Here is a 13,563-nt window from a genome sequence, read left to right as displayed (position 1 = left end):
TGCTGTTCGGGTCCAGCAGATAACTTTCACTGGCTGTCTGGGAGCCGGTTTTTTGGTAGTTGACCAGGCGGTCCCGCGGGTCGTATTCATAGGTGTAGACGTTGTTGATCAATTGTTTGCCGGCATCGAGGCCGGTGTAGGTATCTTTGATGCGATGACCGTTGGCATTGTACTCCAGGACGTGCTTTTGCAGGGTGGTTCCGTCTGCTTTTCTCATCTCCATCTGCTTGAGCAAATGGTCCTGGTAGTAGTCATAGGTTGTGACATTTCCATTGGTCTGGGTTTCCTGTTTGATTAACCCGGATGGCGTATACAGGTAGTCCGTCCACTGGTAAGGGGATGCAGGATCTCCATTGTTGGTTGCCATCGATTCGACCAGATTGACTGTATTGTAGTAGTAATAGGAGCGCCGGCCGGGATAGATTTCCATGAAGAGGTTGCCGTTTTCATCGTATTCATATTCGATTTTCCTCTTCACCACATCATTGTCGATTTCCTCCACGGTGCTGACCTGATTCACCGCGTTGTAGTCCATCCTGTACAAATCCACGGTGGCTCCGGTGCTGAGGTCTTTGGTCTCGGTTAAATTGCCGTTGGCATCATAGCGGTGCTCAAAGTATTTGTAGATGAAGACAGGAGAATCCGAGTTGCTTTTGACTCCGCTGTCATACGATTTCTTGAGCTTCCCGTCGGGATGGTAATCCCAGGTCATCTTCCGCAGCAGGGAGCGGTCGGGACTGAGGACAGTACGCTCCGTTTCCAATCCCAGATCGTTATACTGGTAGGAGGTTTGCATCTGCCAGGGATCTTCAATGGTTTTGATCCAGCCGTTATCGAAGTAGGACATCTTCGTGACGTTGCGCTCCGTTTGCCCATAAGAGGGAGGCGCACTCACTTCAACCAGGTTGCCTACTGAATCATAATTGTAGATCAATTTGTGTTCGGCTCTGAAATGTACGTTCCCGCTGGACGGGTCTCTGGGGTAGATGATCTCTTTGACACGGTTGAGTGCATCATACACCTTTTTCTGGACATAATCCCCTTCAGTCGCCGTCTCTGTTCCACGCGGGGTCTCTACTTCGGTCAGGTTTCCGACTTTGTCGTAGTGATACTTTGTGACCCGGACTTTTCCTTCATCGTGGGAGACCCGCTCTTCGGTGAGAAGCCCCCTCAGGTCGTAGAACTTATAGGTGAGATTCCCATCTTTGTCTTTGATGCGTGTCACACTGCCATCGGCATCGTAGGTGAAGTGGGTGTAGTTCCCATTGGCGTCGATTTCCTGAATGACCCGGTGGTTTTTGTCGTATGTTTTCCGGACTGAATAGTCATTATCATCGGGAGTTGATTGCCCTTTCGGCAGAGTTACTTTAATCTGGTTACCTACATCATCATACTCATAGGTGATCTTGTCACCTAAACTGTTGGTAACGGAAGTCAGCTGATCCAAATTGTTATATTCATAGGTGGTCACATAATCATCCGGTTGGTCCGGGGTTAAAGTTCCTTTGGGCTCAATCTCTTTGACCAGTTTGCCTACTTCGTTATATTGATATTTCTTGATCCGGTCAAACGCAGCATCCGCATCCCGAGGGAGATGCTCGGAAGTGACCCGGTCCATTTCGTCGTACGTGTAGGAAGTGACTGCTCCATTGGGCGCCGTCTTTGAAACGATATTGTCGTTTTTGTCGTACACCGGAGCCGGGGTTGTAATGTACTTCCCGATTGCCGTCTCTTTCGGCACTTTCGTGGTTAACGGGCGGCCAAAGATATCATAGGTTTTTGTCGTGGTTTTGCCCTTCGCATCGGTGATGGTCAGAACTTCGCCCCGAGGCCCGTAGGTAAAAGTGGTTACATTCCCCAGTGCATCCTTGATTTTCTTCGGTTGTCCCGTAGGATGATATCCAAAGTCCGGGGCATTCGGGTCTCCGTAAGTTGTTACCCGGTTGTTGGCATCCGTTATTGTTTTTAAGAGACCTGTGTTTTTTCCATTGCTTGTCTGGTAATAGGTGTATTTGGTCTCATTCCCATAGGCATCCTTCCTGGAAGTCACATTTCCCTGGTTGTCATAGGTATAGGTGATGGTTTTTCCCTCAGGAGACGTCTCTTTGACCAGATCGGCGACCCGGTTGTCCAGGGTGTAGCTGTATTGGTATACTGTTTTCTTTGCTCCTGCCTCAAGTGCATTGTTTTCCGCATCCACTTTTGTCAAAGGCAAGCCGTTCTCTTCATAACTCCACGTGGTGACGGCACCATTCGGCTCTTCCAGACGGGTGAGATTATCGTCATTGTCATAGCCGTATTTGGTTACTTTGTTATTGGCATCGGTGACTGCGACCTTACGTCCCCGGGCATCAAACAAATACCGGGTCTGACGAAGTTTGGGATCGGTGACGATTCGTTCGTTTCCGTTATAGCCAAAACGGATCAATTCACCGGCACGGTTGGTCATTTCCGTTACTTTATTTTTGTCGGCTCCGCTTTCCATGTAGTTAAAGAGCGTATCATGTCCACGCGGATCCGTGATTTTGGTGATGAGCGATTTCAACGTGGAGTGGTAGGTAAACTGATACGTTTTCGCCCTAGAATAGTTAATCACTCGCTCATTGGTATCAAGTCCGTCATAGATTTTCACCAGACGACCTTCGGAATCGTAGCTGAACAGAGTCCGCCGTCCGGCTACGTCGTCAATATGCTGAATTTTATTCTTGCTGTTATATGTGATGGTCAGTGTCCGCCGATTGTCCGAGTCCGTAATATACCGCAACAGCTTGGCCGGCTTGTTATCTATTTTTCTCTCTTCATAGGTGAAGGTTAGTTTATTTCCGTTTTTATCCACCGCTTCCGTTACATATCCGAGTTCATCAAAATAGTAACTGGTCCGGTTGGATTCGGTTACCACCCATTTTTTCCGTTTGTTGCTTCCACTCAAGTACCGGAGATACATATTGGTTCCCGGCGGCGCAACAAACTTTTTCTGGGTCGTGTCGTAGGTAAAGGTGTGGCTGCCGCCTTCTTCATCAATGAGAACCACAGATCCGGAGACAATCTGGTCATACTGGTTTACCATCGCCGCATTGTTCACGGGAGCCCCCAGACTCATCTGTGAATTGGTGGCGATTGACCAGCCCCTTCCCAATACAGAATCATGGTCATCCAAGCTGTTATAGGTGAGGTGGACATACGTATCAAAGCCTTTCGACGGGTTGGAAAACGGCGTAAAGGCAAAGGATACATTTCCTTTATACAAGTTTACTCCGGCTTTACTGTTGGGACCGGCATAATCGTCTACATGAGCAGCTGAGGACCCTAATGCTTTTCCATCCTGTTCATTCTCCACAACAACTTTTTGATCCAGTGTGGCAACAGGGTCTGAGCTTTGCGACAGCCACTGGCCGGACTGCCTGATATCCCAGCGCAACGTATATCCCTGTCTGATCGTGCCTTGGTTGAGAGCAGGGGCTTTAATTTTGGCCTTTACAGTAATGCTCTCCCCAGGTGCGATATCGACGGGAGTTGGAGCCTCCAGACCGTTTTCATCAATCGGCCGGAATGATGTTTCCAGGCGGTTGTCTGTACTGGTCACTTCCTCTCCGGAAGGTAATACCCAGTGGTAAGAGAGCCTGTCATTGGCCCCGCTCCAGGTTTGATTCGTGGTATTGGTCAACGTCACATGAGCTTCGTAAGTGGTACCCGGAAGCATGGTGACTGGGGTATCCGGAGCATAATAACTGCGGGCCGCTGATTGTTCCGTATAGGTTACTTCCAGCTTGGGACGCAATGACCGGGTCGGGGTCTCACTCCCCAGGAACATTGTTCTTTCTTTTACAGTCCCTGATTCATGGGCATGTCTAACCACAAATCCATAATATTGTTTCGTCCTGTTCATCCATGCTTGAACCGCAGGGGTTGTATCCCAAAATTTCCACTGCGGCTCATCGCTCATACTTTTCGCACTCAGCGAAGTGCTTTCAAAATCTCCGCCCGGTTGGCTCCAGGGAGAGTTCCAGGTCGCACTTTCCGTAAAATCTTTGGTCACTGCATGAACTGTATAGTTAGCAGGGGATGAACTTGTATTTTCAGGTACCCTCTGCCATTCCCAAAGACCCAGCCGTGACTGTACCACTTTGGCTCCAACAGGAAGAGAAGAAAGATCAAACTTGATCGCTGAACGGGTCGTTCCATACGTTTCACTGTAATTCCCTGCAGTCAGCCATGGGTTTCCGTCAATGGTATCCAGATTGGCGGTCGGTTTACTGCTTGAGAGTGTGACATCCCCGGAGCTGCGTAAGATTTCTCTTGTCAATCCCGCTTTGGGCAAACTTACGAACCGGGTTTCTGATGGAAGCAACTGACCATCAGCCGTTTTTACGGCAATCATATAAAAATATTTTTTTTCAGGATAAACTCTTCCCACAGGAGAGTTCAGGGCCGGTGTTGGCTCCGCCGTTGTATCCGTAAACGAAAGTTTATGAATATCTTCGATTGGAGCGACTAAAGTGTCCTCATCCGGCTCGAAATTTTGCTCTGTACTTCGATGCACCTGATATTCCACAAAATCATCGCCTGTATATGGACTCCAGGACAATTCCGCACCTGTAGAGTGGATTTTGGTTGGCTCGTCCAATTCTACTCCGGGTTTGCCGTAGGTGATGACCAGTTTCGGACGAATCGTATTTTCATCATAATAAAGTGCGTTTGAACTGGCAGTATAATGAACTCCACCTAATTTTTGCGACTCATCGCGCACTTTAATCAAGACCCCATAGTTCGGCTGAGTCCCGTTGATCCAATCCTGGGCTAAGCTTCGCATACTATAGCTGTGCCATTTATTGGTGTCGCCCGGGTATTTGGTTGCCGTTCCATTTTTCACTAATTGAACCGCATCCGCAACGACCGAACCATCCGCCAGATCGCTCAGCACGATTTTGTGACTGTCTCCCGCATTAAATGTATAGTAACCTTTGGTCACCCAATGGCTACCACTGGCACTTTGATCAACTTCCACTTTCGTGGAACCATTTGCGTGATAAACCGTAAAGGGAGCATTGGTCGCCCGGCCGCTTCCGCCAGGATAATGGACATTGAATTGATAGGTACCGCTTTCCGTCAAATGTGGAACCCAGGTGAAGGTGTCTGTCCCATCTCCTTTATCACTGATATGGTAACTCCCTTTATAAGCTGCATCCTCAGGAATGGCTCTAACTGGGAGCCATTGTCCATTCGCTGCCACTTTGGACGAATCATCCCGGTTATCTACCGTTTCCTGATTGAACTCTAGATCTGCTTTATAATATCCGCCTGGTGATTCCCAGGGCACTCCCTCTTTAGCTTGATTCCATGTAACCGTTTTTGGGTCCCAATCCTGTAGCACCCTGTGAAGAGAAAAACTTACCTGGTTGTCTGTATTTCCCGAGGCACAACCGTTACAAAATTGCTGGTCATAATACAGCTCAACACGAGCCGAATCAATTTGAGTCCCCGCTTCAATCCCACTCAGATCAAACTTGACCAGCGCCCGGGAGGTTTGGGCAGGGTCTGATCCCACAGACATCTTCCAACTCTCATTGAAGTTGCTATTCGGGGAGCTGCTTGTAATCATTGTATCCTGACTGTCTTGTGCATCTTCACCCGGAGTGGGCTGAATCACAATCGTCGGGTCAATCACGACAGGGTACTTCCGTTTCGGATCTTTAAGCCAGTTTTGATCCGCTGTGATGGTTAAAATAGCCCGTGATCCATTTTGCTCAATTTTCTGAGTTACTTTCGGACTCCATGTTTTTCCATATGGAGAAGACGGATCGTTTTGGCTGTCGTACATGAAAGGCTTGGGGATCGTAAACAAGGCCCGGTCTTCCCTAGTACTGACAAAGGCTATAGAGCCATCATTTTGTTGATGGGCTTTCATTCCTTCCATTTCAAATGAATATTGAAAAGTGAAATCTTGAGGCACTTTTTCGAGAATGATTTTTTCCTTGACTGAGTCACTGAATACCTCGTAGTTTACTTTCGTATCCGGAAAAAGATCAAAATACGTGATTTGATTTCCTTTAATCTCAGGCTTTCGAGAAAGTGCATTCCCTTTTTCTACTCCAACTTTAAGTTGATGTTTCCCCCATTTCATTTTCATAAATGACGATGATAATTTGCTGCTAAAAAAAGATTGAAAGGTATTTTTTGTACTGGCATATTCATATCCTGCTTCTTCTTGCGAAGGCCCGATAGAGAGATCAATATTTTGCCACTTGCCTTTTTTATCCTTGTAATGAACTGGAGTTGTGCTAATCTCTGCCTCAATTCGCCCATCCGAAAGTTCATGAAACTTGACATTTTGCTTTCTCTTTTTTACAAGCTCCTTCACTCTCTTGGGTTTAGGCCACTTCTTTCCCACTGGTACCTTTTGAACTTGGGGCAAAACGGATGCAGAATCTTCTTTGCTTTTCCCCTTCTCGTCTGAAAAAAGCCCTTGGATTTTTTCAAGGAAGCCACTATTTTTCAATAGCTGAACCATCCCAAGAGTCAATTTCATATGCAATGTTTTTCCATTTTGTTCTGAGCCTGATTGAGGAAATTGTTGTAATTCCCACTGATAACGCCATTTCTTCACAGCTTCAACAGCCAGTACCGGTGCAGGTTGAAGACTGCTGAACAAGAAGATTAAGAGAAAAACAAGTAATGGAATTCGCTTTTTCCTTCTTTTCATCTTCATATCAACCTCTGTTAAATTATTGTGTGATTTCACAAATAGTTATACCTATTTCTAAATTTCTATCCATTTCCTTTGTAGACAGAGTGTAGATAATTTATATTTAAAAATATAATAATAAATTAATTATTATGCAATAATACAATTTAGTCAAATATATTTTATTATATAAATAATCGGAAATCAAAATTGGTATTCTGTTATACGGCGTGGGATTTATATTGGCAAGATTTTCTTGATCACTAAATGCTTGAAATATCGACATAAGCCCATTAAAAACCTCCATATTTTCAAATTATACAAAATATAGTTTACTCAATAAAAAATGATATAATATATTAAGAAATTAAAAAATATGAGGGGATGTTTGCAATTGTATAGGAAATGGATTTCAAGCATCATGGCACTCGCCTTATTTATCCTGCTTTGTATACCGGGAACAACTACTTTCGCAAAAGGAAAAGTACACATACTTAAGTTTTCTACTGAAAAGCATAAGTATACTCATTCAGAGAAAAATCAGACTAATCAAATGGATTGGAAGATTGGATTAAAAAATTACCAGAAGTCTGCCCGGAAAAATAAAAAGATCCAGTCACAAAAAAATATAACTGGTACCGAAACCAAAACAGCTGCTGAAACAAGTACAGCAGCTTCTACTGACCCGGTGACCTATAACGGATCTTTAAGACAAGGTGAAATCCATTACTATCGTTTTGTTACGAGTACTGACGGGGTCGTCGATCTAACAGTTACTGGAAAAATATACAAGCCTGATGCATTAATCACGAACCTCGACGGGACGGTTACATATAATCAAGGAGATCAACTTCCTGCAGGGGAATATCTCCTTGTCGTCAAAGATGGAAACGGACTTTATACAGCAACCGTAACCGGTCTGACATATTCACAAATGCCAGATACGTCTCTTCCTAATTTAAATGTTACAAACCCGGCAACCTATTCCCACCGTCTGTCGATCTACGACACCAGTTTTTCATTTGAGGGGAATACGGATGCAGAATCACTTACCTTTGGAGTGCACGGTTCTAATGACTTTAAACCATTGCCCCAATCATTTGTTGAACAAGTATTTATGACAGATAATTCTCCGACTTATAACTACTATGGATTCTTAGCCAAGAATCAAACCGGAAACAGTTTGTACCGTATGTATGAAATTATTTACCCAAGTGCCTATCGCATTGATGGTAATGATCGCTATGAGGTTTCCGCTTATTCCAGTCGTGCCTTAACCAAAGACCCTGTTAAATCTGTTACGATTGCCCGGGGGGATAGTGTCATAGACGCTGTGACCGGTGGTCCGCTGGCTGGTCTTGATTCCGGTCCAATTTTGCTAACTGCACCGACTGCATTGCCCGTCAGTATCTCCGAAGAGATTAAGCGTATCAAACCTGAAACCGCATATATTGTGGGTGGGACAGGTTCTGTTTCTTCCGGTGTCGAACAAGAAATTAAAGATCTGGGTGTAAACACGGTAAGGTTTGATGGTGCCAACCGATTTGAGGTTTCGGCAAAGGTAGCCGATTATTTAACCCAGACAATGAACAGCCACGGTACCAGTCAAGACACCGCTTTCATAGCCAATGGAAGCGTCTTAACGGATGCGACAGCAGCTTTAAGCGTAGCTATTGAGAAAGGCATTCCGGTACTTTATGTGAGTGAGAATAGTATACCGGATTCGATTGATACATTTATCAAAAATTATCCTCAATACAAAAAATTTATTATTTTGGGCGGAACAGGAACTGTATCTGATTCCGTAAAAACAAAGCTACAGTCCTATTCCCAAGGTATTACGGTCGACCGCATCAGTGGAGCCAATCGGTTTGATGTAAATGTGAACATTATTAAATACTTTAGCCTAAAAGTGAATACCGTGGTGGTCGGGCGTGGTGATAATGTGCCAAATAAGCCTGGTGAAGTGTACCCGGATGTGATATCAGGTGCTCCACTGGCCGCAAAATACAAAGGACCTATTCTTCTCACACTTCCTGATCAACTGCCTCCGGAAATAGAAGCTTATTTAAACCAGCAGCGTTCATTAGGGAATAAAATAGACCAGATGTTTGTTCAAGGCGGCCCCGGTTCCGTATCCGATGATCAGCTGATCTACATGATGGAACAATATATGCAATAAAGGATTGATCACCAAAAAAGGAGCCATTCTGACATTATTGCATGTAGAATGGCTCCTTTTTATCATATAATACTTTTAATATCTTGACACTTTCGTATATGGATCATTCTCCATGGCATCGAATTGTACCGGAACACTATGATATCCCAGCGCATAAAAGCCCTCACGAGGGGACCATGTTTTATATACATTTAAGGCATTTTTTAATTTCCCCAGGTCCTGACTGTTGGTTAAAGTCAGCTTATATCCCGGAACATACATCTGGCTAAACCGGTCGGTGTAAATCGATACATAATTGGTTTGCGGCTTTTTGATCTGCCCTTGCTTATACATATCATTCAACACCCTCCCAACCATTGCGTGGTCCGCATGGCCATCAATGGCTGAAAAAGACTTAAACTGGGCGTTAGGGAACAACCTGGAGTTTAAGGAGATAATCGATTTCACAGAGTTATATGTAAATTCCTCGTTGGCAAGCAAGTTGATTTTTACTCTATCTTTTGGTATTCCCATTGCTTCTGCGGATTTATAAAATTCTCTAATGCGGGCCTGGCCGAATTTCTCTTTCGTTAACCAGCCATCCATATAACCTTCCTCTGCCGGGTGATGATATTTCTGGTGCCATTTGCAATAAAGAGACTGGCCGGATAAAGCCGGATCTCTGGATTCTTCATCATACATACCATTTACAACATCGCGGGCGCCTGACTTATCCCCGGCGGACATCAGAATCAAATAAACTTTTTTACCTGAACGAACATCATTAAGAATCGGAACCGAAAAAGTTAAAGCTTCATCGTCCGCATGTGGTGAAAAATATACAACTACATTTGTTGAGGAATCGACAACGTTCATTCTGGTTGCTGCACTAGTGGAATTTAAAGGGAGAATAGCAGTCAGCAAGATAACTAAAAGAAGAAAAGTACACCTGTACATTTCATCACCCACTTTTTTTATTTATATGATAGTATAAATTATTTATTATATACAGTATATTAAAATAGAAATTAATATTATAAAATAAATAAACGAATTTAATAAAAGGAGTGTTACCATTGCGTCAATACATTTTTGCATTTATAACCATTTTGTCGTTACTCTGTTCATCTCTTATACCTCATACGGTTACTGCAATGAATAAAGACCATATTAAGAAATTGGTTTTAAATGGACATAAATTAAAAACCATCCAGAACATCCAAACGCTAAAAAGTAAGAAAAAGCACTCCAAAAATCTGACAAGCTTAGCGGAAAATATTAATTCAAATCCCGTCAATTATACAGGACAAATCAATGACACCAAAACGGTTGAATATGTGTTCAAGGTAGCGACCGCCAGTACCATTCAAGTTACCGCTAACCATGAAAGCAGTGTAATCGATTATGCGCTGGTTGGTACTGATTCGGATGGCAACCTTTCCTATTACAGCGATGGAGATACCCTCCCGCCAGGTGACTATTCTTTTTATGTATTATCATATAGTCCATCAACAGTGGAATATAGCTATGAGTTAAGCAATGTTACTTTTTACACTCAACCGGATAATCATTTACCCGGTATCGTTCTGACAAACCCTTCTTTCCCGATGAACCGGCTTCCTGCAAATACAACAAACATTGTGTTCAGCGGTTCAACTGATACTCAGACACAACTTTCAAGCAATCAAACTTTCTATAAAAGCTTTGCCGGTGATTTCACAATAAATGTCCCTTTACATTTAGGACATAACTTTATAGACCTCCAATCTGTCAGCCCAACCGGAAATGCCGTCTATATGCATTTTGATCCTGTAGTGCCCGGTTTAAAACGGATTGGCGGAGCCAATAGATATGAAGTTTCCGCAAATATTAGTAGAGAGATGCCCGATTCGACCACAGTTATCATCGCAAGTGGAGAAACTTTCCCTGATGCTTTATCCGGAGGCAGTATATCCGGTTTGTTTAATGCTCCCGTTCTGTTAACGCAATCTGCGGAACTATCATCAAACGTGATCCAGGAACTTCAACGTCGCAAGCCGGAAAAAGCCATTATATTGGGTGGAACCGGGTCTGTATCAGGCAATGTGGAAAGAAAGTTATCCAATCTTGGAGTGCAGCAAATTGAAAGAATTGATGGCCCGAACCGTTTTGCTGTCTCTGCCGGGATTGCAAAAAAACTGTTTGATTTGTTGGGGGCTGAGACATCAGATACAGCCATTATTACAAATGGGATAATCTTTTCAGATGCTCTGTCAGCTTCAAGTATTTCCAGCAAAGCATTAATACCTACTTTGCTTGTTACAAATACGAGTCTGCCAACCGAAATAAATCAATTTCTTCAAGACCATCCGCAAATTAAAAATTTCATTATTGTAGGCGGGACCGGGTCCGTATCAAATGATATTGCGTACCAGCTAACCCGTTTAGGAGGTAATGTGTCCAGAATTGACGGCCAAAACCGATACCAGGTAAATGTTAATCTGGCTAACTATTTTGCAATGGATCCTGGTTTCCTGGTCTTTGCAAACGGGACAAACTTCCCTGATGCTTTATCTGGCGGACCTTTCGCATCGTCTTTAGCTTCTGTACCCACACCCTTACTGTTAACTCCGGCAAATCAACTGGATGCAAACGTACAAAGCTATTTAAATACGAATAAAAATAGCATCAACGTCATATACATTTTAGGTGGGACCGGGTCTGTTTCTTCATATGTTGAATCCCAAGTTAATGAATATATACACTAGTTTCTGCAGCAGTCTGATAAAGGAATTTCTGCCCCCGTTGCATTCATGTCATCAGACTTCATTTAACTTCTTGACACCCAAAAAAACGAGGGTGAAGCCAGTGTCAGCTTCCTCCTCGTTTTTTTCAGATATCAGACATCTTCATCCCCGCCGAAAAGATCGTCAAAAAATCCTCCGTCTTCCTCTTCTTCAAAATCGAACAGTTCTTGATCAGACCCGCCATCCTCAAAAACCTCTTCCAGTGCTTCCTCAAAGACTTCAGCAGCAATGAGCCCGGCGGCAAAGGCACCGATGGCGCCCGTTAAGCCGGACATTTTATGATAGAAACGCTTTTTGTCATAAAAGCAGATGCCCGGATTTTGAACAGCCTCCGTTAAGATTTGCCGGATATGGGCAAGCAGTTGATCCGGATCGTCAAGCAATTGATTTTCCAACCAGACCTCCCGTTTAACCTCTTTCTCTCCTGCAGGGGAAGCCAGATCCACTTCCAGCAATAAGTGGATTCCCTCATCCTCCAGAGCCGCAACAAATTCCACTTCTTTCACTTCATCTTTCAGAAAGGATGTCGGCGTAAATTCAAACTCCTGCAAATGGCCGTCAAACGAACGGGAGCCATATTTTTCACGGAATCCGAGCTGCCCCAGAGCCGTTAATACATTTTGAAAACGGCCGGGAGGAATGACGATAATGGGATCACGGTCTGTAGAATCAACTCCTGCCGCAATATCCAAATGAGTGATAAAGTAATAGGAAACAGAATAACCGGACAGCAGGAGATTTTTAGGAAGCTGGTAGGAAAACGGAAGTGTTTTTCGTTCGGAAGGCTGAATCTTAAAAGAGTCATGAAACTCAAACCGGTGAATCAACACAGAATGTTCTTGTTCCCCCACATGAGCACTCATGAATAAATCAATGTCAATTTTATTAATGTCCTGTTCCACCGTTCCCCCCTGAATCAACAACTCTCCGTTCACCTGTTCACCCAGAGTATACTCTTCCTTGTCCAGTACGAGATCTACCTGTGCCGCACCTTTTCCCAATTGGGCCATAAATTTCTTAAACACCATTAATGATCCTCCATGATTGGATTAACAACTAACTCTATTGTAACGGCTGTCACATTTTTTGAATGTGTCAGATATGTAAAGATAATCAATGAATAAATGGATAAAAAAGCTTAATGACCGCAAAAGATCATTAAGCTTTTTCTCTTTACAAATATAAAATTTATCTGATTAATCTTCGTTTGCAGCGAGAAACACAAAAATAAAGCGCAACAACTCAACCACCGCATATAAAGCGGATGCAACATAAGTGAGTGCGGCGGCGTTGAGAACTTTTTTGACACCGTATTCTTCGTTATTTCTGATCAATCCGTCCCTGACCAGTATTTGCCGGGCGCGGCTGCTGGCATTAAACTCAACCGGCAATGTCACCAGTTGAAATCCGACGGCGACCGCGAAAAACAAAATTCCCAGTGCAAGTAACCCCGTCATATGAAACAGAAGTCCTCCCAGAAGCAAAAAGGGAGCAATTCCCGATGTGAAGTTAGCCAGCGGAAACATGCGGTGACGAAGAACCAGTGCGCCATAAGATTCTTTATGTTGCAATGCGTGTCCGCATTCATGTGCAGCTACCGAAACAGCGGCAATGGAATGGCCGTGGTACACCCGGTCAGACAGCCGGACCACCCGGTGAACGGGATCATAATGGTCTGTCAACTCACCGCGGGCCCATTCCACCGGTACATGGCTCAATCCATTCCGGTCAAGGATATAACGGGCCACTTCCGCCCCGGTCAATCCGGAATAAGCGGCTTGATTTGACCACCGGTTAAAACTCCCTCTCACTTTCAATTGGGCCCAAATGGTCAGACCAAAGGCCAAAAGAGAGACGACAAACAAAATCGCAGTCATCTGAATCCCTCCAGGTATCATGCTGTGAATCGATAGTATATCATTTGTAGCAGCAAT

At 44.0% G+C, this 13,563-nt stretch carries 6 protein-coding genes; 2 read left to right on the top strand and 4 right to left on the bottom strand.

Annotated elements, in window-relative coordinates:
- On the bottom strand, window positions 1-6,700 hold a 6,700-nt coding region (locus tag I8U27_RS07455; RefSeq protein ID WP_198065856.1), incomplete at its 3' end, for a DNRLRE domain-containing protein.
- 376 nt (window positions 6,701-7,076) lie between these two features.
- On the opposite strand from I8U27_RS07455, the gene I8U27_RS07450 reads away from it, so the two are divergent.
- Window positions 7,077-8,864: a cell wall-binding repeat-containing protein gene (locus tag I8U27_RS07450; RefSeq protein WP_181751247.1), complete on the top strand. Its 1,788-nt coding sequence runs from the start codon at window positions 7,077-7,079 to the stop codon at window positions 8,862-8,864.
- 75 nt (window positions 8,865-8,939) lie between these two features.
- On the opposite strand, the gene I8U27_RS07445 is transcribed toward I8U27_RS07450, so the two are convergent.
- Complete coding sequence (locus tag I8U27_RS07445) at window positions 8,940-9,800, bottom strand: PIG-L family deacetylase (protein ID WP_181751248.1); 861 nt, start codon at window positions 9,798-9,800, stop codon at window positions 8,940-8,942.
- Window positions 9,801-9,919: 119 nt separating this feature from the next.
- Between I8U27_RS07445 and I8U27_RS07440 the strand changes: the two genes are divergently transcribed.
- Entirely contained in the window at window positions 9,920-11,590 is a 1,671-nt protein-coding gene (locus I8U27_RS07440) for a cell wall-binding repeat-containing protein (protein ID WP_181751249.1), read from the top strand.
- Window positions 11,591-11,721: 131 nt separating this feature from the next.
- On the opposite strand, the gene I8U27_RS07435 is transcribed toward I8U27_RS07440, so the two are convergent.
- Both I8U27_RS07435 and I8U27_RS07430 read right to left on the bottom strand, forming a co-directional pair.
- Window positions 11,722-12,654 (bottom strand): sporulation protein, encoded by a 933-nt coding sequence (locus tag I8U27_RS07435; protein ID WP_332310902.1) that lies wholly within the window; start codon window positions 12,652-12,654, stop codon window positions 11,722-11,724.
- A 171-nt stretch (window positions 12,655-12,825) separates the two neighbouring features.
- Entirely contained in the window at window positions 12,826-13,506 is a 681-nt protein-coding gene (locus I8U27_RS07430) for a zinc metallopeptidase (protein ID WP_181751251.1), read from the bottom strand.
- Window positions 13,507-13,563 lie beyond the last annotated feature (57 nt).

The sequence above is a fragment of the Paenactinomyces guangxiensis genome (genome assembly GCF_016055185.1).
In the GTDB taxonomy this organism is placed as follows: domain Bacteria; phylum Bacillota; class Bacilli; order Thermoactinomycetales; family Thermoactinomycetaceae; genus Paenactinomyces; species Paenactinomyces guangxiensis.
This window is presented reverse-complemented; position numbering and strand designations above follow the sequence as displayed.